This is a genomic window from Psychrobacter immobilis (assembly GCF_003148585.1).
Classification (GTDB): domain Bacteria; phylum Pseudomonadota; class Gammaproteobacteria; order Pseudomonadales; family Moraxellaceae; genus Psychrobacter; species Psychrobacter immobilis.
In genome coordinates, this window is the sequence record NZ_QGGM01000001.1 from 1 (window position 1) to 23064 (window position 23064).

Genomic DNA, 23064 nt, shown 5'->3' on the forward strand with positions numbered 1-23064 from the left:
TAAATAGTTCAATGAGTCTGGTTTGTTTGTACCAACTTAATCTGCTCTTTCTCATATGACTATCCTAGATTATTTTACTTATCTAGGACAGCCCCAAAATTAATTTTACCTAACAAGCATTGGTAATAACTCAAACTGTATATAAAAACGTAAGCGGCATATAAAATCATTTATTCATAACGCAACGTCTGTGCTGGCTGAATCTTAGCCGCTCGGCGTGCTGGATAAATGGTTGCCAAAAAGCTCAGTACGAAAGACGCACCTGTAATCAATACCACATCTAGTACACGCAACTCTGATGGCAAATAATTAACAAAATACGCATCAAACAAGTTCAAATTAAAGACTTGGTTAATAAAGCCTAAAATATCACTCACTGTAAGCGCAAATATCACGCCCAGTATCGTACCAGCAATCGTACCAATCACACCGATGACCACACCTTGCACCATAAACACTTGGGTAATCAAACGAGGAGATGCACCAAAAGTTTTTAGAATCGCAATATCCGCTTTTTTGTCGGTAACGAGCATCACTAGACTGGAGACAATATTAAAAGCAGCCACTAGGATAATCAAAAAGAGCAGTAAGCCGACCATGGCTTTTTCCATTTGAATCGCACCAAATAGGTTGCCATGCGTTTGTGTCCAATCATTAGGATACAACTGCTGAGGGGCAATAGCGGCGGCTTTTTCTGCTGCCATCGGAGCGGTAAAGATGTCATTGAGCTTCATACGCACACCCTGCGCGCCATCTGGCAGACGCAACAGTTTTGCCGCATCACCCATCGGGATAAATGCCATGAGGCTATCCACTTCTGGACTGATGGTAAAAATACCTGTCAAGGTAAAGCGCTTGAATCGTGGTATCACGCCAGCTGGTGAAGGCGATGCCTCTGGCAGCACTAGCGTCACTTTATCACCCAGTTGCAGCCCTAGAGACTGTACCATCTCTTCACCCAGCACAATATTGAACTCACCACTTTGTAAAGTATCAATACTGCCTTGAACCATATGTTCATTGATAATAGAGACATCTTTTTCGTATTCAGGATCGACACCAGTGACCATAATCCCTGCAACCTGACCGTTTGACGTCAACATCCCTTGCAGTTGAATAAAAGGCGCTACAGCTGCCACTTCAGGATCTTCTTTAATTTTATCAGCCAATTGCTTCCAATCACTAATAATCTCGGTGGAAACGACCGTTGCTTGCGGGACCATACCCAAAATACGGGTTTTTAACTCCCGATCAAAACCATTCATGACTGATAGCACCGTGATCAATACGGCAACCCCAAGAGTCAAACCAATCATCGAGATAAGCGAGATAAAGGAGATAAAACCATTACTACGCTCTGCTCGGGTGTATCGTAAGCCGATAAACAACGCTAAAGGACGAAACATATTCAAACTCTTTATCTTATCTACGTGCGACTTTATATATACTATAAAACGAGCAACAGCAAATGCATCTCACACCTGTACTTGCCATAGTCACATATAAATCGAACACAAAAACAGGGTTTCAGACGAGCCAAAGACAGCCGTCAAAAGGGAGCTAGTTTGACACAATTTGGCTGATATGTGCCAGTCATTAGCAAAAACTGGGCGTATTTTTTAATAAAAAACTGGCTTTTGTTACTATTTTTTATGAGGGGCTTGCTATTACTTGCGTCAATACCTATATATTGTATGCTAAGGACAATTGTCATTAACCATTCATTGTGGTTTGTTGACCCTTTACTGATGACAACGTTGCCAACTATCATAAATCTATCGTGTTAAATAGAGCCTTATGATAGCCAGCAATAGCCGTTTCAGGTCCAAACCTCACGCTGACTAATTTTGAGTATCTTCATGACCATTAATTATCAATATAAAAACGTCCAATCTCCCACCAAGATCACCATGACTGATGAACAATCTGCAGGTCACGCCGATCATTGGAGTATTCTGACCGATGACATGAGTCATGACGTGCCAGAATGGCTACAAAAAATGATCGAAAAGGCAGCCATGCCTAAAGGTCTTAATAGCAATGTCAGCGCTCAAGACAGCTGCCTATTGCTGTCTGAAAACCAGCCTTGTCATATCAATCAAGTATTGGCCATGAAAAATGGTAAGCCTGAATGCTTTATCAATGCTTATCCTTGTGTCGATAGCCCGTATGGACTCAATTGTAAGATTGAGCGCATCATTGCCAATGACAATTCACACGATGCTGTATTACGCTTGCGTACCGCTGATGGCAGTATTATTTACGCCTTTGACCAGCTCTACACCACCAATCGCCATTTATATCAGCGAGACACATCTTACTTTGTGAACTTTAGCGCTTGGGCACATGAGATTAAGCTAAGTGAGCAAAACGAAGTCATCATGGTTGAAGATCAAGAAGCGATCCGCTACCACCGTGCATTTAACGACATCGTTGCCGCTAATGATGGAAAAATACCCGATGATCTGCAAGAGCAAATCAAAGAATGGAAACCAGAGACCAAAGCGCAAATGGCGCCAGTTGAGATCAACTTAGGTCACATGTGTGCCTATCTATTCGGTGATACTTTGGGACAAGAAGATGAAGCATGGTGCCAAGGTCAGGTGCTCGGCAAGCAAGAAACAACATTTAATGATAAATCTATTATTCTGTTTGATGTCGTGATACTACGCGAACAAGATGCCGATCCTTTCGTGATTCGTATCGGCGCGCTCAACACGCCAGAGACGGCTTCTATTAAAGTGCATGACTACGTACAAGCGAACGTCTGGCTACAAGCTGCCATCTATAAAGAAAACCAGCAAAGTGCAGCGCAGCAATCAAAAGCCAGTTAACTACTTTACGAGTCATCCACTACTTTTAAGAATGACCATTAAATGTATCATCAAATAAAAAGCCCCTAATAAGCATTAGGGGCTTTTTGTCTTCTTACAATCGTCAGGATAAAACCCTGAAAATATAAAATTAAGCCATGGTCGTCATTGATTTAATACGAGTATATAGCTCTTTTTGTTCAGCACTTGGGCGTGCCGTTTGTACTGCCATCAGTTGTGACATATCGCCTTCAACGCGAATTTTACCACCCATAAAGGCACCCATAATTTCATTGGTATCGAAATCAGTGATGATTGATTGCAAGATACTGCGGTCAAGCAACAAGGTAGTTGTCGCGGCGTCGTTCAAGCCGCGATGCAATAAACCGTTTGCAAAGTTCGCTTCGATGTCTTGCTCAGTGTCAGATACTTTTAGATTGACGATCATATTCGCCAGTGCTGGCGGCAAATTTAGCTCGCCTGCCTCATTACCCATTTTCTCAACTTGCTCAAACCACTCATCTGTCAAAAAAACTGCCATATTATTGTCCTTAATTGGTGTTATTTCAGGCTACCGTTGTTTGGCTCACTCGCCTGACTGGATATCAAGTGATAAAATAGTTGCTCATAATAGCAGTACAAAAACTGCTATCATCACTTATATTTAGTCTCATTATAGAGGTCGACTTGATGATAAGTAAAACTTATTTAGAGTGCTCATGCGGCCATTGTTACAAAAATGCTGCTGGTCATGATATCTAAGCGTAGTAATTACTGTCCCTCTATCACCAAAATGTATTTCTAGAATCGTGATAAAATTGGGTATAAAATAGACAAATTGCACAGCTATAATAAGTTGCTTGCTAAGATTTTTACCAAAGAGTTTGTATTTTGCCGCATAGTTCTGATGATATTTGATTAGGATTGCGTTACAATACCCTTAAACAGAGTCGGGAGTTTTAACTAAACATTACGCAAACATGTTTTTTTGTCAGCCGCCGCTAGCATACGTCTATGGTCAGTACATTTTTATGGCCCTATGGATATTGGTATCTATCTTCATTAGTACAGAATTTTTGGTAATAATTAAGATAAATACTTCACCTCTTTAGATGTTTGATGCTCAAAAACGGCGCATCTTCTTATTCACCTTAATGATTTATTAACAATCCTACTATCGACCAGCTGTGAGTGTCGTGCGTTTAAAACGCTTTTATGCCTCAATACCAGCTGATATAAAGCGAAAGCTTAGATTGATAGTTAATAATATTATGGTGATAAGCGAGAAAAAAAACAGCATGTGCCGCGATTCTATTTTTATCTGACTATTACTTTTATGATGCAGATAGCGCGGAGAGTTAGTTAATTCTGTTGATAATTCGGGCTGTAAAGGAATCATCCAATGAGTTTACAAAACACAGCAGTCGCCCCAGTTGACCGTGAGTACGAAATTACTATCGTAAGATTCTTTACGATAATGGCCGTGGTATGGGGCATCGTCGGCATGAGTATTGGTGTGTTCATTGCTTCACAGTTAGCATGGCCATCACTTAACTTTGACATTCCATGGCTGACATTTAGTCGTTTAAGACCGCTACATACCAATGCGGTCATTTTTGCGTTCGGTGGCTCTGCCCTGTTCGCAACGTCTTACTATATTGTTCAGCGTACCTGTAAAACAAGGTTATTTGCTCCTTATTTAGCTTGGTTTACCTTTTGGGGTTGGCAAGCCGTTATCGTATCAGCGGTTATTACCCTACCTTTAGGTTTAACATCGACCAAGGAATACGCTGAGCTTGAGTGGCCAATCGATATTTTGATTGCCTTGGTATGGATCTCTTATGCCATTGTTTTCTTCGGTACGCTCATCAAACGTAAAACCTCACATATTTATGTGGCTAACTGGTTCTTTGCAGCCTTTATTATTACGATTGCATTACTGCATATCGTAAACAGCATGGCGATTCCTGTTAGCGCATTTAAGTCTTACTCGTTATTTGGTGGTGCGACTGATGCGATGGTGCAGTGGTGGTACGGACATAACGCGGTAGGTTTTTATCTAACGGCAGCTTTCTTAGGAATGATGTATTACTTCGTTCCAGTACAGATTGGTCGTCCTATTTATTCTTACCGTTTGTCTATCGTTCACTTTTGGGCACTTATTGCGTCATATATGTGGGCTGGTGGTCACCATTTGCATTATTCAGCGCTTCCAGATTGGACGCAGTCTCTAGCAATGGTATTCTCAATCATCCTATTTGCGCCATCTTGGGGTGGTATGATTAACGGCGTGCTAACACTATCGGGCAGCTGGGATAAATTACGTACCGATCCGATCATTCGCTTTATGATTGTGGCATTGTCGTTCTATGCGATGTCGACCTTTGAAGGCCCAATGATGTCGATTAAGACAGTGAATGCGTTATCGCATAACACGGATTGGACAGTCGGTCACGTACACTCAGGTGCACTTGGTTGGGTAGGTATGATAACCATTGGTTCGCTATATGTACTGTTACCACGTATCTATAACAAACCAAAAATGTATTCTATCAGCTTAATCACCACGCATTTTTGGTTGGCGACAGCGGGTACTATTTTCTATATCGTATCTATGTGGATTTCAGGTATTGGCCAAGGCATGATGTGGCTGGCTACTAATCCAGACGGTACATTGGTATATAGCTTCGTTGATACAGTTGAGTTCTCACATTTCCCATATATTGGTCGTGCTTTTGGTGGCCTATTGTATGTATCGGGTATGTTTGTGATGGCATATAACGTTTATAAAACACTTAAAATGCCAGAAGGTAAGCCTGTCGATATCGCAGATCCTACTGATCATGAACCTAGTGTTGATAAACCTTCAGCAGCTAACGTATAAGGAGCGATCATGTCTGGTACACCGCATGAAATTATTGAAAAAAATACAGGCTTGTTGGTTATCGGTATCGTTATTGCTATTAGCTTTGCAACGCTAGTTGAAATCGTACCATTGATATATGACAACAAGGGTCCTGAAGAAGGTGGGGTGAATGCTCCCCTGCCCTCTATGGAGCCATGGACTGCACTAGAATTTGAGGGTCGTGACATCTATATTCGTGAAGGTTGTCACGTTTGTCATACTCAGATGATTCGTCCACTACGTGCTGAAGTTGAACGTTATGGACCTTACTCACGTGCTGCTGAATCTACGTGGGATCACCCATTCTTATGGGGTTCAAAACGTACTGGACCTGATCTGGCACGTGTTGGCGGTCGTTATTCTGAAGACTGGCAAAAGCAGCATTTAATTGCGCCACGTTCACTAGTACCTGAATCAGTAATGCCTGGTTTCCCGTGGCTTGCTACCAACGAAGTGAATGGTGAAAACGTTCAAACTAAAATGCGTCTATTCCGTGATCGCTTTGGTGTACCTTACACTGAAGAGGATATCGAAGGAGCACCAGATGCTGTACTTGGTGCCACTGAACTTGATGCTTTGGTTGCTTATCTACAGCAACTGGGCACCGCGATGGAAGGACAGCGCTAATGGGTATTGGTGAATTACAAACAATTGCGACCGTTTCTGCCTTTGTTGCCTTCGTAGGTGTTGCATGGTGGGCGTATTCGCCAAAAAACAAAAAACGCTTCGAAGAAGATGCACAACTTGCGCTTGATGACGAGGATATAAAATCTCTGTCTGAAGAGCAGCGCAATAAGGATAAACGATGACATTTTTTTGGAGTTCTTGGATTACCATACTAAGTATCATGTGTTGGGCTGCTATCCTCGGTGTCTTACTAATGGTATTGAAGTACAAGCCAGAACTAGAAGATGACGGTACAACAGGCCACGCTTATGATGGTATCAAAGAGTACGACAAGCCATTACCTAAATGGTGGCTCGTAATATTTTTTGGCTCTATCGCTTGGGGTGTTGCCTATTGGGTATTTTTCCCAGGTATTTTCCCATCAAAATGGGAAGGTATTGCCACTGTAGAAGTCGATGGCGAAACGGTACCGTGGACCTCTAAGAACGAGCTATATAGCGAGCTTGAGAGTAATAACAAAGTATTTACGGATAACTTTGAGAAAAATATTTTAGCAAAAGCGGATGCTAGTGGTGCGACAGAGACCTTAGCGGCACTTGCTGAGTTACAAGCAACGATGCGCCGCAGTGAAACACCACCATCAGATCTGCAAGCTCAAATTGATGAGAAAACTGCAGAACTATCACCTTATGTAGAAAAGCTTTCAGAAAACCCGAATGCTTTAAAAGTTGGTAGTCGTTTGTTCTTACAGAACTGTGCGGTCTGTCATGGCTCTAACGCCAAAGGTGCGGTAGGCTATCCAAATCTAACTGACAATGACTGGTTATATGGCGGAGAAGCGTCAAACATTTTGACCACGCTACATAAAGGTCGAGTTGGTGGTATGGCTGCATGGCGTGATCAAATCGGTGAAGATGGGGTACGTGCGGTATCTGAATACGTGCTATCAATATCTGGCAACCAACCTGGTTACGAGCTTGATAAAGCTCAAGTCGCTCAAGGTGAGGCAATCTTCAATGAGCCGACTAACTGTGTACTTTGTCATGGTGCAGATGCCAAAGGTATGACTTCTACTGGCGCGCCAAACTTGACAGATAACATTTGGTTATATGGTGGTGATCGTGAGACCATCCGCGAAACCTTACGTTATGGTCGTGCTGGTGTGATGCCTGAGTGGGAAACCAAACTGGGTAATGAGCGTATTATGCTGCTTGCAGCTTATGTTTACTCATTATCAGACAAAACCCCTCAATCTGCTGCTAAAGCACCAACCGCTACTCAAGTAGAAACGACGGCTAACTAATATTTAAAGATGGTTGTTATAGCATCAGTGGATAAGATTTGATAAAGGGAGAACTGTTATTGCAGTTCTCCTTTTTTTATAAATTCTTTGATGAGAGTTTATTGGTTGCTACCGCATTGTCAAAATTTGAGTGGTAAATGAAATGCAGTTTAATACTGCATAGAGCACGACCAATATATCGATCATTATGCTGATATATTGATTGGTTTTTAAGATTATTACCCCATTTATAATAGGGAGAATGCTAAAATGATAATACCTAAAAACCACTTATTAGTGGCGAATTTAGAAGATAGTCACCCATTCTCATTAAGCTATTTGCAATCGATCATTTGGTAGATTGGTTAAAATATTTTTCTGTTCAATATTTTATCCGCTACTTACTGACATTGATAACATCACACACTCATACATCTGATGATTAAAGATGTTTGTTCATCATGCCAGCAAACTGATTCTTTTTTAAAAGAGGCACGTTTATGTCAGCACCACAACCCAATAAAATCCCTGTACAGCAAATTGACCTTGATGCGACCAAGCATCGAGTTCACCCTAGGTTTGTCACCGGTTTTTATCAAAACATTCGTGTCGTCACGATGTATGCGCTTTTAGCCGCTTTTCTGCTGTTGCCATGGTTACGTTATAATGGTAGGCAAGCAATATGGCTTGATGTTCCCTCGCAGCATTACTATATTTTTGGCATGACTTTTTTGACCCAAGATTTTTACTTCATTGCCGCCTTTGCGATTATTGCCGCATTCACTTTATTCATGGTGACTGTGTATGCGGGGCGTGTTTGGTGTGGCTATGCCTGCCCTCAGACGATCTGGACACATCTTTATCAATATGTTGAAAAATGGGTGATTGGCGATCGCAACAAGCGTATCAAGTTTGACAAAGAACCGATGAGCGCAAAAAAAGCCTTTAAACGTTCTTTGGTATATTTTATTTGGTTGATATTTTCAGTGATTACCGCGGCAACCTTTGTCAGTTACGTCGCTGGCACAGATTATTTATATCAAAGCTGGCAAACCATTGGTTTTGTTCCTATTCCTGATTGGCCAACATGGGTATGGGTGTCGATGTTTATTTTCACCTTTGCTACCTACGTCAATGCAGGTTATATGCGTGAGCAGATGTGTATCCAAATCTGCCCATACGGTCGTTTTCAAAGTGTCATGTTTGATAAAGATACCTTGGTCGTATCTTACGATTATGAGCGCGGTGAGCCTCGCGGGGCACGCAAAAAAGGCACCCATCCTGAACATTTAGGCGACTGTATTGAATGCACCATGTGCGTGCAGGTATGTCCGACTGGCATTGATATTCGAGATGGCTTGCAAGTTGCTTGCATACAGTGCGCGGCTTGTATTGACGCTTGTAATGAAATTATGGATAAAGTCGGCTATCCGCGTGGGCTTATCCGCTATACAACAGAACGACAGTTGTCAGAAAAAGAAAATACCCGCGTCATCAGTCCACGTCTATTTGCTTATTTAGCCGTTATTACTATTTTATGTGGTGGCGTTATTTATGCATTGACGGACCGTGTACCGTTAGAGATTGATATTCGCCGTGACCGTAATCAGTTGTCTTCAGTGAATAATCAAGGCATGATTGAAAACAGCTATATCGTCAAGCTGACCAATAAGACACAAGAGCCGCATACCTATACGATAACCCTTGCTCCACAAGAAGGTTTGAGCTTGGAGCTGCGATTCAATGATGTACCATTAGAAGCAGGTGAAAGCTTTGATATGCCTGTGAGTATTTATGGCGATCCTAAGGTTATCGATTTTGAACAAACATCAGTGACCCTAAATGTGACCAGTGAAGATGGTCAGTATAAAGTCAGTAAACAAAACGTATTTACTACTCAAGGGCAGTAGATTTTTATAAGCAATTAATAGCTTAGCGAGGGCGCGTCCTCATTTTAAAAGTGGTAATAAAAATGCGATAAATGGCAGCCAAACTGGGAAAATAGTATAGATAGTATCGGCATATTAACCAGCTGTTTGGCAAAATTTAACCATTTTTAATCCATTTAGGTGCTTTCTTTCAGATTGAAGACACGCCCTAGTATATAATTCTATATTTCACCTGTGAGTCAGTGGCTAGCAGGTGGACGATTTATCATTAAACTGGCAGCTGTTTCGTTGTCAGCTTATCCATTGATACAGTTTATAGATATCTGATAAACAGATATCTGATTAATAGGTATTTTATGTCTACTCCAGCATCAAATTTTAAGCATCAAGATACTCAGCCATGGTACAAGAATTACATGGTGGTTATTTTTGTTATTGGCATGCCAGCATTTGTCGTAGTGGCCTGTATCTTTTTTGTTTATTACTCTTATCAAATTCGGGATAGCGTGGTACGTGACGACTGGTATATGGATGGTAAGACGCTTTATCATGATGTGTCACGTGACAAATTGACTTATGACTTAGATTTGCACGGCGAAATGCAGTTTGCAGATAATGGTGATGTTGTATTCTATCTAAATTATCCTGAACAGAGTCTGCAATCAGGTAAACTGCTGAATGGCAATCCTCTGGCTTATCCTGAAAAACTAGATCTGTCTATCTCGCATGCAACCGATATCAAAAAAGATCACGATGTCGTACTTCAACATGTCGAGGGCAATAAATACAGTGCGCAGGTAGATATAGATCCTCTAAAAGCAAAATATTATCTACAAGTAAGTAGTGATGGTAAAGATGACTGGCGTATGCAAGATGTGGCGAAATTACCACGTTCAAAAGTTAGCTTTGACCCATTACCTGTTTTTGCAGAAAGTTGATTTCACCAATCTTGCTATTATAAGCATGATTAATAATTGATTTATTAACACATAAAAAAACCAGCTATTAATCAATAATGAGCTGGTTTTTTACACTAACGGTTTATGCTATTTTTTATAAATGTCACTTAATATTATCGAATAAGCGAATCGTTAAATAACAGGATTTATTGTTGGAATCTTCTGATTCATATGCTTGTTTTCTGCTGAATTATCAGACTCTGTCGAAAGCAGCTTACGATCAAACTTCGGATTGAACGCTTGAGTTTTTGGCGATACAGGTAAGCCAATTTCAGCCAAGCTCTCGGTCTGCCCAGCTTGGATGTTATCCCCTTCAAACAAACGCTCATTATCATCACGATCAAGACTTAACTGCTCAAAATCGAATAGCTCACGGTCGGCTAGTTGCGACGGTGCGACGTTTTGCATGGCTTTAAAAATAGAGGCCAAACGCTGCGGATGAGCATTATCCCATTCCCGCAACATATCGTTGATAATGGCTCTTTGTAAGTTGGTTTGGCTGCCACATAAGTTGCATGGAATAATTGGAAATGCTTTTAAGCGAGCATATTCGATGATGTCTTTTTCTTCGACATAAGCCAGTGGACGAATAAGTAGGTTTTGCTTGTCGTCACTGAGCAATTTCGGTGGCATCGATTTAAGAGTGCCGCCATGAAATAAATTCAAAAAGAAAGTCGCCAACATATCATCGCGATGATGACCCAGCGCAATTTTGGTTGCGCCAATCTGCTTAGCAAAACCGTATAACGAGCCGCGGCGCAGACGTGAACACGCCGAGCAATAAGTTTTGCCTTCTGGCACCACGCTCTTAACGATACTATAAGTGTCTTTTTCTAAAATATAGTGAGCAATGCCCTGCTCGTTCAAATACGCTGGCAAAATATCCTCAGGATACCCAGGTTGCTTTTGATCGAGATTGACCGCGACGATATCAAAGTTAATCGGGGCGATACGCTTGAGTAATAGTAAAATATCCAGCAAGGTATAGCTGTCTTTACCACCTGAAACACAGACCATGACCACATCGCCGTCTTCGATCATATTAAAATCACGAATCGCCCAAGAGACTTGTCTACGTAGCTTCTTTTGCAGCTTACGGAACTCTGCTGATTCAGTAGACGTTGACGGTGCAGCGGCGATACTGTCTTCATTTGTATGATCGTCAGCAACATCCTCATATTCCATGCTATCACCATCAGTGTCCCAAGCATGATTATCCAAACCTGTATCAGCTGACATATCATCGATTTCAGGCGTAATTTGTGGCGTAAACAAGGTTGCTGCGGTCATAAGTTACTCAATATCTTTACAAGGGAATTTTGCTAAAAAATGGAAGAATAAAGCCTTTAGCAAGGAGGTAATAGTACAGTGGCTCTAAAAGCAGCGATTATAACAAAATTTGCTAACAGATTGAAAAGATGAGATTAAACTATCAGATTAAATATTCAGTCTTTTTTATGGCTTAGCTCAGGGCATGCTGAACATTCGACCATCACTGCTGATAGCTCCACACTTTTATAAACAAACTTCTCATTTGAGCTGATTAAGGTTTCATATCGTATTTATAATGGCTTCGTGGTTCTGTAATGCGCGTATTTTTGCTAAAATAGGCGTTTTTCGCAAACCCATTTCGCAAACCAATAATAGATACCACTATGACTAATGTTACTTCGCAAAGCGCCTCCAATAATCAAGCCTTCGATACTGACTTAAATGCTCTGCATAAAAGCCAAAATGCCGTTGTGCTACTGTCAGGCGGGCTTGATTCGGTGACTTGTTTGTATTGGGCCAAGGCACGTTATGCGTCGGTGACTGCGGTCAGTTTTAATTATGGTCAACGCCACAATAGTGAACTGGTCGCGGCAAAAGCCATCTCTGAGACTGCAGGGGTCAATCACAGAATCATTGATATTGATATCGCTCAGCTTGGTGGCTCTTCGCTGACAGATCACAGTATGATTGTTCCTGATGGCGATACGGATAAATTCCCTAATAAAAAGCGTGATGAGATCGATAACGACGCTATTCCTAACACCTACGTGCCTGCACGTAATACGATATTTTTGTCTTATGCGCTAGCCGTTGCTGAAGTGACCGATGCCAATCATATTGTCATTGGCGTCAGCTCAGTCGATTACTCAGGCTACCCTGACTGTCGTCCAGAGTATATTGCCGCCTTCGAGCATATGGCCAATCTTGCCACCAAAGCGGGCGTTACCGGTCATCACTTATCCATTCAAACGCCATTACAGCAACTGTCAAAAGCAAAAACCATTGAGCTTGGATTGTCATTGGGCGTCGATTATGGGCAAACCATATCTTGCTACCAAGCCGATGCACAAGGTCTTGCTTGCGGTGTATGTGATAGCTGTGCCTTACGCCGTCAAGGATTTTCTCAGGCTGGCATCACTGACCCAACCCATTATCAATCTTAATGAATTATGAGATTGCACTTGCATGAAAGCGTGATAGCAATCAACATTAGCGAAACATTCGCTTGCATTAACACAGCACGCCGCCGTTGTATTTTAACTCACATACTTGTTATGGTATGAGCGATTGCATTTATCACAAGATATAAGTAACCACATTAATCAACGAACTATGAGTACTTTTGCTTTACTTTGAGTACAAAATTTAGAAAATTGATGTTACCCGTAAGAGGATATTTATGAAGTTGTTGCCATTATTACCCCTAGCTTTAGCTGCCATTTTTGTGATGCCACAAGCAAACGCTGCCGATATTAAGCAAAATAACATCAATACCTGCGTTAATGGTGCGGTCAAATATAAAGTCGCTGACAAAGGCGATGCGACCAAACTATGCAATTGCACTATTGGTGTGCGTAGCAACATGACTATCGGTCAGATGTGGGAAATTGAGAGCTATGCCCAAGACAAAAAAGATCCGTCTGGACTGCCTTACGTCAAAAAAATGCAAAAAGATTTGCAGCAATGCACTGTTGGCTTAGATTTAAAACAGCCACAAAAACCAGCGTAATACACATCTCGTTTGATATACAAAAGACTGGCTATTGCCAGTCTTTTTTGTTGTCAATACAGGCGCAAAGTGTAAAACTGATTATGAATTGCTACTAATCTGCTTATAATAAGAACACAGCATAGATTACCAATCGACATAAGCACTGACATAAGTACTGATATAAACAAAAATGAATAAGGATTTTATAATGGCAAAACCAACCACAGAAAACCTAACCTTACCTGACTTTCCAGTGACGATAGTACGAAAGCTTGCTGGCAACTTTATCCATGATGAAATCAATCTCAAAGAGATGATTGCCAATACTGATAAAGGGCTTATTCTGTACTTTTATCCAAAAGACAGTACGCCAGGCTGTACCACTCAAGCAACCGAATTTACTGCTCACCTCCATGAGTTTGATGATTTAGGCTATGACATTATCGGCGTCTCACGTGATAGTGTTGAATCTCACGAGAAATTCATCACCAAATATGATTTAAACATTGCCCTTATCAGCGATACTGACGAAAAATTATGCCAATACTTTGATGTTATTAAAGAAAAAAATATGTACGGCAAAATAACATTAGGGCTGGTCCGCTCAGCGTTCGTTTTTAACAAAGATGGCACGCTCACTCATGCTCAGCGAAATTTACGTGCCAAAGGCTACACTGAACGTTTGCTTGAAACCTTAGCACCTTAACCAATAAAACCAAGAGTCATAAAAAAGCATTTTAAAATAGACGCTAATAATCATTACAATAAACGCTGGGTATCAGAGGCTAAAAGTAGTTTTTTAATAATTTTTTAGAGGAATCTCTTAAAAAAACCATCTAAAAAACAGCCCTGAATACTAAACATCTTATAACTTGAGAATCATATGAATAAACAATCCGATACTGCAGCGGATAACACAGCATCCAAAGCTACTCGCCAAGTATCTGTTGCCGTTATCGGTGCAGGTACTGCTGGGCAAAATGCTTTTCGTCAAGCCAGTAAAACCCATGACGATGTTGTTATTATTAATGACGGATTCTGGACGACCACTTGTATTGCGGTCGGCTGTATGCCAAGCAAACTATTGATTGCCGCCGCTGATCGCGCGTATGAAGCCAATCACTCTGCTGAATTTGGCGTCCATGCCACTGTCAAGATAGATGGCAAGCAAGTCATGCAGCGCGTTCGGGACGAGCGTGCTCATTTTGCTAGCTACATCAAAGCTCAAGTAGATAGCTGGGCTGATCACACAAAAATCTCAGGACGCGCTCATATCAATAACCGAGGATTCATTGAAGTCAATGATGCGCTGATTGCTGCTGACAAAATCATCATCGCCACGGGCAGCTCTCCATTTATCCCAGATGGCTGGGCAGATAAGCTTGGTGACGCCATGCTCACCTCTGATACGATCTTTGAGCTCACAAATTTACCAAAAAAAATGGCCGTCGTCGGTACAGGTGCTATCGGATTAGAGCTAGCGCAAGCCTTTAAACGCTTAGGCGTAGAAGTAACTTTGTTTAATCGTGTCAAACGTGTTGCAGGTCTCAAAGACGATGATATCAATAACAAAGCTATCGATTGCTTAAGCCGCGAATTGACTATGCATTTGGGTAGCAAAATCAGCGATGTCGGCGTGCAAACAGCCACGGATAATGACCATTCAGCCGCGTTCATTGATTATGAAGACAGTGCTGGAGAGTTGCAACAATGGCAAGGTGAGTATGTACTGGTTGCGACTGGTCGCCGCAATAATATCAAACCGCTGGGAGTTGAGCATTTAGGCGTTGAGCTTGACGACAAAGATCGTCCAAAGCACTTGAATAAAAAAACAGGTCAGATTGGTGATTTAGATGTCTATATCGTTGGTGATGCCAACGCCAATCTCCCACTATTGCATGTGGCCAGCGATGAAGGCTATAGCGCTGGAAGTATGGTCTGCGAGAATGAAGACGCCGCTCATATTCGCCCGCCCGCCACGCCCTTCTCGATTGTGTTTTGCTCACCGCAAATCGTTAACGTCGGCATGTCTCTACCAGACATTCAGCAGGATACAAGCTTAGAATATGTCATCGGTAGCGTCAGCTTCGACAATCAAGGACGTAGTCGCGTGATGGGCGTCAACTGTGGTCTACTACATATCTATGGCTGTAAAAAAACTGATAGAATCTTAGGCGCTAGTATGGTGGGTCCTGATGCCGAGTATATCGGACACATTTTAGCGGCAGCGATTACCAATGATTTGAGTGTTAAGGCCATGCTCGATACGCCTTTTTATCATCCTACGATATTAGAGGGCTTACGTACCGCGTTACGCGATGTTCAACACAAAATGGCAATACCTTATCAGTACCAAGACACACAGGAAGATAGCTTTTAAGCATCAGCTCAGCTACACTTTCAAAACAAGGATGTGTCGTATTAATCATCACTCATGTTGTGTTTGGTAGCACTGACGACTTGAGGTACTTTAAAAACTCTGCATGGACCAAAAAATGGCAATCGCTAGTATTACTGATTTTTTTAAAGAGATTGTTCGTGACCTACATACTAGCCTCTACCTTGCGCTTGGCGGCTCTGTCGATGAAGAGTCACTTGATTGGTCGTCTCAAGCGGTAGAGCTCGCTAGTACTGCCATCAAAATCCTAATACTGCTGGCAGTGTTGGGATTTTTTTATTGGCTTGCCATTTATATCCTTAAGCAAAGTAGGACAAAAATCCGCCTGAATGAGCGCCGTACTAAGATTGTCCGTTCAGTCTTGCGTTATATCTGGATAGTTGCCAGCTTGATTGCCATTATGAGCCAGATTTACTTTGAACCAGAGACTATCAAAGCTACTGCAAAAGCCAGTACATGGGCGGGGATTTATTATGTACTTTGGGCGTCATCTGGACAGATTATCCATAAGGTGTTACAGCATTATGGTCTCAATGCTTCTATAGAGCAGCTGCTTCAAAACATCTTGTCAGTGCTGCTATTGGTACTCGGACTTGCCAGCGTCATGGCGCAATTTGGTTTCGATATCGTCTCATTGGTCGCAGGTTTAGGGATTGTAGGTTTGGCAGTCGGTTTTGCTGCCCAATCAACGCTTGCTAATTTCATTGCAGGTATTACCATTTTACTCGAACAATCTTTTCAGGTTGGCGACTGGATTCATATCAATGACAACGAGGGTCGCGTCGTACTCATTGCGTTACGTACCACCCATATTTTGACGCGAGACAACATCACCGTCATTATTCCCAACTCTAACGTGGCCTCCTCTGAGGTGACCAATTTAACCTCCAAGAACTTCATACGTTTCGATATTCGTGTGCGTATCGCCTTTGAAGATGATGTCGATACTGCTCGCAAGGAAATTTTGCAGGTGCTTACTGATACCGATGTAGTACTCAGCCGTCCTGAAACCTCGGCCACCGTGGATGAAATTGGTGAATACGGAGTGTTCTTTATCGTGCGTTTTTGGGTCAAGCCTGCCGCTGTCGCGCGCATGCCCAAAATTAAAGAAGGTCTAAAAGAAGATATCAAGCGTGCCTTTGATGCCGCTAATATTTCTACTCCTTATCCTCATATGCGTCTGCTTATGCCAAAGGATGTGGATTATCCTATTGCCACTAAACCCTTTGCGACTACAACGCAGGTCGTATCAGAAACACCACCACTGAGCAAAGCGGATAAATAAGCTCATTATATTATTTATTCCTTGGACAATTTATCCCACAATTTTTAGGCGTAAGGTTTTCATCCTCAGTATGATAAGCATAATTTTGTGAAAGGTAGCGTTGCTGAATCTCTCTTTGATAAACACCACCACTTTAAACCATCCTGCCCTGAATTATGGTAAAATTGGTGGTTAAACATCTTATTTTATGATGTGCATTACTTATCAATTTAGCCCACAGGTATCCGTATGACCGAAACAACCGCGCCCGCACCTCTAACAGCAGCTTCACCAGAATTGTCGCTTGACCTTATTATCACCTGTGCCGATGGGCTTGAGGCACCACTCCAAACTGAGCTGACAAGTTTTGGTATTGCAAGTGAAATTAAAAGTACAGGTCGTCTGGCAGTTACTGGTACTTTGCGTGACTTATATAGCATTTGTTTGTGGTCACGTGTCGCCTCGCGGGTATTAATGCTCATTAAACGCAAAAACATCAATGCCGAATACGATGTGGCTGAGCAACTTTATGGCTTGGCAAAATCGGTCAATTGGATTGAGCAGTTTAGTTTAGAACAAACCTTTGCCATTCGTCTGTCGGTCGACAAGCGTGTCGCCGTCAGTCAACAGTTTGCGATGCTACGTATCAAAGATGCGATTGCAGATACGTTCAATGAAGTTTATGACAGCCGTCCTAACGTCGATAGTAAAAATCCAGACTTTTCTATATTTGCAACCGTGAATGATAAGCAAGCTGAGCTGTATTTGGATTTATCAGGTACCAGTTTGCATCGCCGTGGGTATCGTGTGGCAATGACTGAAGCGCCACTCAAAGAAAACTTGGCAGCGGCTCTACTTTATAGTGCAGGCTGGCACAAGAAAAATGAAGCTGGTAATGCACCTTTTTATAATGCGCTAATTGACCCAATGTGTGGGTCTGGCACCTTTATTATTGAAGCACTACTCATGCATTGCGATTATGCCGTGGGTATCGATAAAGCCGCCAATCAATTTGGTTTTTACCAATGGCAGCATCATGACGATGCCTTATGGCAACAGATGATCGATGATGCCCAGACACGTTTCCGCGAAGCCTTAGCAATTGCTAATGAGCAACCAGATACATTACCACTGATTTTGGGCTTTGATGCCGATAGCGGCGCGATTTTAGCAACAGAGAAAAACCTGATTGCCGCAGGTTTGCAAGATTTACTACCACTACTCGATCTTGAGACGCGGGCGCTTGACCAGCTGAGCACTATTTTGAAGCCACTAGTCGATGACGGTCGCTTAAGCAATCCTCTAATCATCACCAACCCACCTTATGGTGAGCGTTTGGGTGACGAAGAGATGATTAAGCCGTTATATCAAGCGATTGGGCTTATTTTGCAAGACAGCTTTGCTGGTAGCGGCATCGATCCAATGCTTGGCATATTGGCATCTAATGTTGAGCAAGTTGACATCTTACCTATCAAAGAACCAAAAACCTTACGCTGTCATAATGGTGCTATCACCGTTTATTTCCGCTATGGCACGTTGATTGCGGGACAAACGGGCAATCTCGTTAGTCGCTTCGAAAAACGTGAGATTGAAGTGGAAGAAGGACAAGACTTTATCAACCGCTTGCAAAAAAACCTGTCCAAGCTGAAGAAGTTGTCTAAAAAAGACAAGGTTAGTAATTTGCGCGTTTACAATGCTGACTTGCCCGACTTCAAAGTCGCCGTCGACTTATATGGCGACTATGTACACGTGCAAGAATATGCACCACCAAAAACCATTCCACCTGAGACGGCTAAAAAACGCTTCAACTTGGCATTAATGGGTATTCGTGAAGTTTTTGGTATTAACCGTGAACAAATATTTATCAAGACCCGTGCACGCCAGTCTGGTAATGACCAATATAGCAAACAGAACACCACAGAAAAGCGTGGTAAATTTCATGTTGCACGTGAAGATGGTGCTTATTTTTACGTCAACTTTACGGATTATTTAGACACAGGTTTGTTCATTGATCACCGTAATATGCGTGCCCGTATCAAAGACAACAGTCGTAATAAATCCGTACTGAACTTATTTGCTTATACGTGTACCGCAAGTGTGCATGCGGCGCTTGCTGGCGCGAAAAAAGTCACCAGTGTTGACTTATCACAGAACTATCTAGACTGGGGCAAGCAAAACTTTGTATTAAATGGTCTGGACGTTAGCCGCAATAAATATCAATTCGTCGCAGCTGATATCTTTGAATGGATTAAAGACAATACTGAACAATTTGATATCATCTTTATCGATCCACCGACCTTTTCGAATTCGAAAAAGTTCCAAGGTACCTTTGATGTGCAGCGCGACCACTCTGCTCTTATCAACCGCGCGATGAATCGCTTGACCTCTGACGGGATTTTGTATTTTTCAAATAACTTTACCCGCTTTGAGCTCGATGAGCAACTAACTGAGCGTTATGAAATTATTGATATCACGCAAAAAACCATTGGTTTTGATTTTGATATTAAAAAGCCCATTCATCAAAGTTTTGAGATTCGTCATCGTCAGGGATGATAATTTAGGTTTATGGATGGATATAAAGGTTGACCACCGCATTTAGACGCCATCTTTTATAGTCAGTCTTGTCGTACACATAACAATGACCCAATCGGCTTTGATTGGGTCATTTTTTGTTGTTATGATAGAGCGTCATTAAATACTAGCTAAGTAATAGCTAAGCAACCGTGAAGCGTAGATTTACGAGCGCTTTAATCCCACTATTGCGATTGTTTTTATTTATATAACTTAACTATCAAACCCTTAATCACTCTAATAACAAGGATAACCCCATGGCTTTATCACTTAATAAAGGCGGTAACTTATCGCTTACCAAAACTGACCCAAATTTGACCAAACTGCTTATCGGTCTTGGTTGGGATGAACGCGCAACTTCTGGTGCTGAGTTTGATCTTGATGCCAGTGTGTTTTTACTGAATACGGCAGGTAAAGTACGCGGCGACCATGACTTCATTTTCTATAACCAGCTTAAGTCTGATAATGGCGCGGTTGAGCATACTGGTGATAACCGCACTGGCGAAGGTGATGGAGATGATGAAGTCGTCAAAGTAAACCTCACCCAAGTCCCAGCTGATGTGGATAAAATTGTCGTCACTGTTACTATTCATGATGCGGCGGCTCGTAGTCAAAACTTTGGTCAAGTTGCCAATGCCTTTATTCGTGTCGTGAATGAAGAGACAGGTACTGAAGTGGTACGTTTTGATTTGGCAGAAGATTACTCTGTTGAAACAGCAATGGTATTCGGCGAAGTCTATCGTCACAACGGTGAATGGAAATTCCGCGCCGTTGGTCAAGGCTATTCAGGCGGCTTGCAAGCCATGTGTCAACAGTATGGCGTTGTTATCTAATGTGATAACTTATTCATGCTTAGACTACTATATGACCATTAAACTCAAAATATAAAGCAAGTATTAGCCCTCTATTTGTACTTACCATTAGCAATGATAATGGCTGTAAAATATGGTTGCAAAATAGTCACAATTATTCATAGCTAAATGACTAGTAATGCTTTATGTTTCGTTTAGAATTATGCAAAAAAAGTGGTTAGCGATAACCGCTTTTTTTGTGGTTTGTGCCTATAGTAGGCCGACCTTAGCTTTATGCAACCAGACAGGATGTGTCATGAGACATTTTTATTTAGACTTTATTTTCACCGCCATCGCCCTAGCGGTCGCGGCATGGTGGGGATATTCACATGGCGGTATGGGCGGTATGATAACCACCTTATCTATTACCGCTATTTTGGCCGTCATGGAGATTTCATTATCGTTTGATAATGCGGTGGTCAACGCCTCAGTCCTTAAGGGCTGGGACGAGTTTTGGAAAAAGATATTTTTAACGGTAGGTATTTTAATCGCCGTCTTTGGTATGCGCTTGGTATTCCCTATTGTTATCGTCGCTGTTACTGCCGACCTTGGTATGATGCAAGTTATAGATTTGGCATTGAACGATCCTAAAGAATACTCAGCCAGACTATTGGCGCATCATGCCGAAATCTCAGCATTTGGCGGTATTTTCTTATTGCTCGTCTTCTTAAACTTCATCTTTGATGAAAAAGAAGTACACTGGTTCGATTGGCTTGAGAGCCGTCTGGCAAAATTAGGCAAAGTCGATGCCATGAGCGTGTTTGTCGCGCTTATCGTCTTGATGATTGCCGTATCATTTGCCAAGCCTGAGCAATCAGCTGCGGTCCTAATCGCTGGCGTATGGGGCATCTTAGTTTACCTTGGCGTACAAGTGGTTTCTGGTATGTTAGAGGGTGATCTTGAAGAAGAACTAGACGCTCAAGGTAATAGTACTGGTGCTGCAACTAGCGCGATTATGAAAGGTGGTATTATCGGTTTCTTATATCTAGAAGTCCTTGATGCTTCATTCAGTTTCGATGGCGTGATTGGCGCATTTGCGATTACTAATGACGTAATCGTTATTATGCTAGGTCTGGCTATTGGTGCGATGTTCGTACGTTCGATGACTATCTTCTTGGTCGACAAAGGCACCCTTGATGAATATGTCTATCTTGAGCATGGCGCGCATTATGCTATCGGTGCTTTAGCTATCATCATGCTGCTATCAGTGAAATTCCATGTACCAGAGCTTATCACTGGTCTGATTGGTATTACCTTTATTGGTTGGGCGTTTGTCGCTTCACTCAATTATCGTAAGCGAGAAGCCAAATCAATTACTTGATGCTCGTTCGATGTTAAAAACCCAAGCAAAAATTTTTAATATCAAACAGTATAAAGTGGATAGATAAAGTTAGTTTAAAAATAGACGGGTTGTACCAAAGCAGTTGGTATGACCCGTTTTTGCTTTAAAGCACTTATTTGACACCCGTTGAATAAGTGCTTTTTTATGTTGCACTGCCTGACGATTTAATTTACTTTTTGATAACAACACCTTAACGACTGTTGCTCGGACGGTTAAAAAGTATCAGACTTGCAGCATTGATATGTCGCTTAGTAATCATATCGTAATCACACAAAATACGCCTTGCTTAGTAAGCAATCGCTTAGTATAGTAAATCGTAATGATATGCAGGGCGTGGCATACGAGTAAATTTATTCATTGTTTGCATTTATATATCGACCACTGCACTATTTTAGTTCATTTTTTTTATCATTCAATCCACTCAATTATTAATCAAAAGGATATTTATATGGCTATTAGCTTAACAAAAGGCGGCAACGTAAACTTATCAAAAGAAGCGCCGGGTTTAACCAATATTACAGTCGGTCTTGGCTGGGATCCACGTGCTACTGACGGTCAAGAGTTTGACTTAGATGCGATTGGCTTTTTGGTCAATGAAGCAGGCAAAGTACGTAATGACCAAGATTTCATCTTTTTTAACAACTTAAAGTCAGACAATGGCGCGGTTGAGCACACTGGCGATAACCGTACTGGTGAAGGCGACGGCGATGATGAAAAAATCAAAATCAATCTTGCTAGCATTCCAGCTGACGTGAGCAAAGTCGCTATCTGTGCGATTATTTATGAAGGTCAAAGCCGCAATCAAAACTTTGGTCAAGTGGGTGACGCTTACATCCGTGTCGTTAACGACAATGGCGATGCTGAAATCGCACGTTATGACTTATCAGAAGACGGTAGCACCGAAACTGCGATGATTTTTGGTGAATTATATCGCCATAGTGGTGACTGGAAATTCCGTGCCGTTGGTCAAGGCTTCAGCGGTGGTCTTGGACCATTAGCGGCTTCTTATGGCGTTAATGTTTAAGAGCTGACTAACATTTAGCGCTAATAATATAAGCCGAAAAGCCATCAAGTGTGCCCTACTATCGCATTTGATGGCTTTAAAAGTAATAGGCTAGCGAAAATCTATGGTTAAGCCGACTTACAGATATGACTTATAAACATATAGAATACTGATATA

19 protein-coding genes are annotated in these 23064 nt (G+C 41.8%); 16 read left to right on the top strand and 3 right to left on the bottom strand.

Going from position 1 to position 23064, the window contains the following annotated elements; all coding sequences use genetic code 11:
* Window positions 1–170: 170 nt before the first annotated feature.
* Window positions 171–1406, bottom strand: a complete 1236-nt coding sequence (locus C8D84_RS00005; RefSeq protein ID WP_055123885.1) for a lipoprotein-releasing ABC transporter permease subunit — start codon at window positions 1404–1406, stop codon at window positions 171–173.
* Window positions 1407–1859: 453 nt separating this feature from the next.
* Here C8D84_RS00005 and C8D84_RS00015 point away from each other — a divergent pair, with 453 nt between their 5' ends.
* On the top strand, window positions 1860–2834 hold the full coding sequence (locus C8D84_RS00015; RefSeq protein WP_109589131.1) for a hypothetical protein: 975 nt from the start codon (window positions 1860–1862) through the stop codon (window positions 2832–2834).
* Between the two features lie 130 nt (window positions 2835–2964).
* Here C8D84_RS00015 and C8D84_RS00020 read toward each other — a convergent pair whose 3' ends face one another.
* Window positions 2965–3354, bottom strand: coding sequence for a hypothetical protein (locus C8D84_RS00020; protein WP_045445401.1), 390 nt, complete (start codon window positions 3352–3354; stop codon window positions 2965–2967).
* A gap of 861 nt (window positions 3355–4215) precedes the next feature.
* Between C8D84_RS00020 and ccoN the strand changes: the two genes are divergently transcribed.
* The 6 genes from ccoN to C8D84_RS00050 all read left to right on the top strand — a co-directional run bounded on the left by ccoN (window position 4216) and on the right by C8D84_RS00050 (window position 10454).
* Entirely contained in the window at window positions 4216–5697 is a 1482-nt protein-coding gene (ccoN, locus tag C8D84_RS00025) for a cytochrome-c oxidase, cbb3-type subunit I (RefSeq protein ID WP_045445398.1), read from the top strand.
* A 9-nt stretch (window positions 5698–5706) separates the two neighbouring features.
* Window positions 5707–6345 (top strand): cytochrome-c oxidase, cbb3-type subunit II, encoded by a 639-nt coding sequence (gene ccoO / locus C8D84_RS00030; RefSeq protein WP_045445396.1) that lies wholly within the window; start codon window positions 5707–5709, stop codon window positions 6343–6345.
* Complete coding sequence (locus tag C8D84_RS00035; protein ID WP_010199605.1) at window positions 6345–6527, top strand: CcoQ/FixQ family Cbb3-type cytochrome c oxidase assembly chaperone; 183 nt, start codon at window positions 6345–6347, stop codon at window positions 6525–6527. Before ccoO ends, C8D84_RS00035 begins: the two co-directional genes overlap by 1 nt.
* Window positions 6524–7648: a cytochrome-c oxidase, cbb3-type subunit III gene (gene ccoP, locus C8D84_RS00040; protein ID WP_109589133.1), complete on the top strand. Its 1125-nt coding sequence runs from the start codon at window positions 6524–6526 to the stop codon at window positions 7646–7648. The genes C8D84_RS00035 and ccoP overlap by 4 nt, the downstream gene beginning before the upstream one ends.
* A 479-nt stretch (window positions 7649–8127) precedes the next feature.
* Window positions 8128–9537 carry a cytochrome c oxidase accessory protein CcoG gene (gene ccoG, locus C8D84_RS00045; RefSeq protein ID WP_109589135.1) on the top strand — a complete coding sequence of 470 codons (1410 nt, stop codon included), beginning with the start codon at window positions 8128–8130 and terminating at the stop codon, window positions 9535–9537.
* Between the two features lie 335 nt (window positions 9538–9872).
* The gene (locus C8D84_RS00050; RefSeq protein ID WP_087813718.1) at window positions 9873–10454 is read left to right on the top strand and encodes a FixH family protein; all 582 of its coding nucleotides are present in this window, start codon (window positions 9873–9875) and stop codon (window positions 10452–10454) included.
* Window positions 10455–10607: 153 nt separating this feature from the next.
* On the opposite strand, the gene ttcA is transcribed toward C8D84_RS00050, so the two are convergent.
* Window positions 10608–11765: a tRNA 2-thiocytidine(32) synthetase TtcA gene (ttcA, locus tag C8D84_RS00055; RefSeq protein ID WP_109589136.1), complete on the bottom strand. Its 1158-nt coding sequence runs from the start codon at window positions 11763–11765 to the stop codon at window positions 10608–10610.
* A 428-nt stretch (window positions 11766–12193) separates the two neighbouring features.
* Here ttcA and queC point away from each other — a divergent pair, with 428 nt between their 5' ends.
* The 9 genes from queC to C8D84_RS00100 all read left to right on the top strand — a co-directional run bounded on the left by queC (window position 12194) and on the right by C8D84_RS00100 (window position 22908).
* Entirely contained in the window at window positions 12194–12910 is a 717-nt protein-coding gene (gene queC / locus C8D84_RS00060) for a 7-cyano-7-deazaguanine synthase QueC (protein WP_170108251.1), read from the top strand.
* Window positions 12911–13146: 236 nt separating this feature from the next.
* Window positions 13147–13476, top strand: a complete 330-nt coding sequence (locus C8D84_RS00065; protein WP_045445384.1) for a hypothetical protein — start codon at window positions 13147–13149, stop codon at window positions 13474–13476.
* 190 nt (window positions 13477–13666) lie between these two features.
* Window positions 13667–14164, top strand: a complete 498-nt coding sequence (locus C8D84_RS00070) for a peroxiredoxin (RefSeq protein WP_211181225.1) — start codon at window positions 13667–13669, stop codon at window positions 14162–14164.
* A gap of 177 nt (window positions 14165–14341) precedes the next feature.
* A complete protein-coding gene (locus tag C8D84_RS00075; RefSeq protein WP_109589140.1) occupies window positions 14342–15838 on the top strand; it encodes a dihydrolipoyl dehydrogenase in 1497 nt (498 codons plus the stop codon).
* 115 nt (window positions 15839–15953) lie between these two features.
* Window positions 15954–17141, top strand: coding sequence for a mechanosensitive ion channel family protein (locus C8D84_RS00080; protein ID WP_226950312.1), 1188 nt, complete (start codon window positions 15954–15956; stop codon window positions 17139–17141).
* 228 nt (window positions 17142–17369) lie between these two features.
* Window positions 17370–19673: a bifunctional 23S rRNA (guanine(2069)-N(7))-methyltransferase RlmK/23S rRNA (guanine(2445)-N(2))-methyltransferase RlmL gene (gene rlmKL / locus C8D84_RS00085; protein ID WP_109589143.1), complete on the top strand. Its 2304-nt coding sequence runs from the start codon at window positions 17370–17372 to the stop codon at window positions 19671–19673.
* A gap of 275 nt (window positions 19674–19948) precedes the next feature.
* Window positions 19949–20524: a TerD family protein gene (locus tag C8D84_RS00090; protein WP_055123872.1), complete on the top strand. Its 576-nt coding sequence runs from the start codon at window positions 19949–19951 to the stop codon at window positions 20522–20524.
* A gap of 274 nt (window positions 20525–20798) precedes the next feature.
* Window positions 20799–21863: a DUF475 domain-containing protein gene (locus C8D84_RS00095; RefSeq protein WP_045445375.1), complete on the top strand. Its 1065-nt coding sequence runs from the start codon at window positions 20799–20801 to the stop codon at window positions 21861–21863.
* Between the two features lie 469 nt (window positions 21864–22332).
* Window positions 22333–22908 (top strand): TerD family protein, encoded by a 576-nt coding sequence (locus tag C8D84_RS00100; protein WP_045445372.1) that lies wholly within the window; start codon window positions 22333–22335, stop codon window positions 22906–22908.
* Window positions 22909–23064: the final 156 nt, after the last annotated feature.

What these genes read in the sequence shown, in the direction of transcription:
- C8D84_RS00005 (WP_055123885.1), bottom strand. Translation starts at nt 1,406, where the DNA reads ATGTTTCGTCCTTTAGCGTTGTTTATCGGCTTACGATACACCCGAGCA.
- C8D84_RS00015 (WP_109589131.1), top strand. Translation starts at nt 1,860, where the DNA reads ATGACCATTAATTATCAATATAAAAACGTCCAATCTCCCACCAAGATC.
- C8D84_RS00020 (WP_045445401.1), bottom strand. Translation starts at nt 3,354, where the DNA reads ATGGCAGTTTTTTTGACAGATGAGTGGTTTGAGCAAGTTGAGAAAATG.
- ccoN (WP_045445398.1), top strand. Translation starts at nt 4,216, where the DNA reads ATGAGTTTACAAAACACAGCAGTCGCCCCAGTTGACCGTGAGTACGAA.
- ccoO (WP_045445396.1), top strand. Translation starts at nt 5,707, where the DNA reads ATGTCTGGTACACCGCATGAAATTATTGAAAAAAATACAGGCTTGTTG.
- C8D84_RS00035 (WP_010199605.1), top strand. Translation starts at nt 6,345, where the DNA reads ATGGGTATTGGTGAATTACAAACAATTGCGACCGTTTCTGCCTTTGTT.
- ccoP (WP_109589133.1), top strand. Translation starts at nt 6,524, where the DNA reads ATGACATTTTTTTGGAGTTCTTGGATTACCATACTAAGTATCATGTGT.
- ccoG (WP_109589135.1), top strand. Translation starts at nt 8,128, where the DNA reads ATGTCAGCACCACAACCCAATAAAATCCCTGTACAGCAAATTGACCTT.
- C8D84_RS00050 (WP_087813718.1), top strand. Translation starts at nt 9,873, where the DNA reads ATGTCTACTCCAGCATCAAATTTTAAGCATCAAGATACTCAGCCATGG.
- ttcA (WP_109589136.1), bottom strand. Translation starts at nt 11,765, where the DNA reads ATGACCGCAGCAACCTTGTTTACGCCACAAATTACGCCTGAAATCGAT.
- C8D84_RS00065 (WP_045445384.1), top strand. Translation starts at nt 13,147, where the DNA reads ATGAAGTTGTTGCCATTATTACCCCTAGCTTTAGCTGCCATTTTTGTG.
- C8D84_RS00070 (WP_211181225.1), top strand. Translation starts at nt 13,667, where the DNA reads ATGGCAAAACCAACCACAGAAAACCTAACCTTACCTGACTTTCCAGTG.
- C8D84_RS00075 (WP_109589140.1), top strand. Translation starts at nt 14,342, where the DNA reads ATGAATAAACAATCCGATACTGCAGCGGATAACACAGCATCCAAAGCT.
- C8D84_RS00080 (WP_226950312.1), top strand. Translation starts at nt 15,954, where the DNA reads ATGGCAATCGCTAGTATTACTGATTTTTTTAAAGAGATTGTTCGTGAC.
- rlmKL (WP_109589143.1), top strand. Translation starts at nt 17,370, where the DNA reads ATGACCGAAACAACCGCGCCCGCACCTCTAACAGCAGCTTCACCAGAA.
- C8D84_RS00090 (WP_055123872.1), top strand. Translation starts at nt 19,949, where the DNA reads ATGGCTTTATCACTTAATAAAGGCGGTAACTTATCGCTTACCAAAACT.
- C8D84_RS00095 (WP_045445375.1), top strand. Translation starts at nt 20,799, where the DNA reads ATGAGACATTTTTATTTAGACTTTATTTTCACCGCCATCGCCCTAGCG.
- C8D84_RS00100 (WP_045445372.1), top strand. Translation starts at nt 22,333, where the DNA reads ATGGCTATTAGCTTAACAAAAGGCGGCAACGTAAACTTATCAAAAGAA.